Below are 1,292 nucleotides of genomic sequence, written 5' to 3'. Positions count from 1 at the left end.
CCGCTGGGCCGGATGATTGAGAGGAAGGCGTGGCGCGGACGGCCTGGCCATGGGTTCTACCCCGATTCTGCGGACACTTTCACTAAGCCCCATACTGGGCCAGAGGAGTGTCCATGTCCAAGCGCAAGCGTTACAGCCCTGAATACAAACGGGAGATCGTCGAACTGGTTCGGCGGTCGAAGTCGAGCTGCCGCCAGGTCGCCCTGGAGGTCGGCGTCAATCCGAACATGCTGACCCGGTGGGTGCGGGAGGCCGAGGCGGGAGGTGGCAAGGCCTTCCCCGGTGGCGGCACGCCCCGTGACGAAGAGGTTGCCCGGCTCAAGCGGGAGCTGACGCGAATCACGAAGGAACGGGATTTTTTAAAAGACGCGGCAGCGTACTTCGCGAAGCAATCACCGAACGGTACGCGGTGATTGAGCGCTGCCGCAGCGACTATCCCGTCGGGATGATGTGCCGCTGCCTTGAAGTTTCAACGAGTGGTTTCTACGCTTGGGTCGGGCGCAAGCCGGGCCCGCGTGCGCGGGCCAACGCGGGCCTGCTGGAGCGCATCCGGGAGATCCACGAGGACAGCAAGGGCGTCATCGGCGCCCCACGCATGCAAGAGGACCTGGTCGATGAGGGCATGCATGCCAGCGTCAATCGGGTGGCTCGACTGATGGCCCGCGCTGGCCTGCAGGGCTGGCCACGGCGAACCCGGCGCCGTTTTGGCGGCAAGCCGGGCGCCCGGCCCGTGGGGATCGAGAACCGGCTGGAACGGGACTTCCACGCCAACGAGCCGGAGACCAAGTGGGTCACGGACATCACCGAGATCGTGACGCAGGAAGGCAAGCTGTACCTGTGCGTCGTGGTCGATCTGTACAGCAAGCTGGTGGTGGGTTGGTCGATGCATCACCGCCAGGATCGCCACATGGTGGTGCGGGCGGTGCAGATGGCGGTGTGGCAGCGGCGGGGCCGCTCGGAGGTCATCCTGCACTCCGATCGCGGTGGCCAGTTCATCAGCGGCACGTATCAGAAGTTCCTGGGCGGGAATGCCCTGGTGAGCAGCATGAGTGCGGTTGGCCACTGCGCCGACAACGCGGCGTGCGAGGGCTTCTTCGGGATGCTCAAACGAGAGCGGGTGCACCATCGCTGCTACCGGACTCGCGACGAGGCGCGGGCCGATCTGTTCGATTACCTTGAGCGGTTCCACAACCCGCGCATGCGTCGTAGAGTTGCTCGGCGCGACCGGGAGTTTTCAGCCTTAATCAAACCGTCCGTGGAAACGGGGTAGAACCTGTCTCTTATACGCATCT

At 64.5% G+C, this 1,292-nt stretch carries 1 protein-coding gene; it reads left to right on the top strand.

The window, feature by feature from the left end; all coding sequences use genetic code 11:
* Window positions 1-113 precede the first annotated feature (113 nt).
* Window positions 114-1,270 (top strand): IS3 family transposase gene (locus B1991_RS17360; protein WP_136259942.1). Its coding sequence is split into 2 segments (ribosomal slippage): window positions 114-363 and window positions 363-1,270, totalling 1,158 coding nucleotides; the frame shifts between segments, so codons are not numbered across the junction.
* Window positions 1,271-1,292 lie beyond the last annotated feature (22 nt).

This window comes from Rhodanobacter lindaniclasticus, assembly GCF_004799035.1.
Classification (GTDB): Bacteria; Pseudomonadota; Gammaproteobacteria; order Xanthomonadales; family Rhodanobacteraceae; genus Rhodanobacter; species Rhodanobacter lindaniclasticus.
The sequence above is the reverse complement of the archived record's forward strand: the minus strand, read 5'-3'. Positions and strand labels throughout refer to the sequence as shown.